This is a genomic window from Rhizobium ecuadorense (assembly GCF_001187535.1).
Classification (GTDB): Bacteria; Pseudomonadota; Alphaproteobacteria; order Rhizobiales; family Rhizobiaceae; genus Rhizobium; species Rhizobium ecuadorense.
Genome location: NZ_LFIO01001135.1, coordinates 1 through 286, shown reverse-complemented (window position 1 = coordinate 286; position 286 = coordinate 1). Strand labels below are relative to the sequence as shown.

General features: G+C 63.3%; 1 protein-coding gene. It reads left to right on the top strand.

The genetic code is table 11. The annotated features are described in order from the left end of the window. The coding region (locus AF337_RS24525) for a phage major capsid protein (RefSeq protein WP_152971169.1) at positions 1 to 286 on the top strand (286 nt) is incomplete at both ends.

Genomic DNA, 286 nt, shown 5'->3' with positions numbered 1-286 from the left:
CTCTGGCATTCATCTCGGGCAATGGCATCAAGAAGCCGCGCGGCATCTTGACCTATCCGGCCGGCTCGGCCGGCGTGCGTGGCACCATCGCCCAGGTGGCATCCGGTAACGCAACGACGCTTACGCCGGATGGCCTGGTTACGATGACCTTCTCGCTGAAGGACAAGTACCTGGCCAACGCGAACTGGTTGATGAAGCGCGGCACCGTCGGGGCTGTCATGCTCTTCAAGGACAACCAGGGCCAGTACATCTGGCGCCCGGGCCTCGAAGCTGGCAAGCCCTCGGT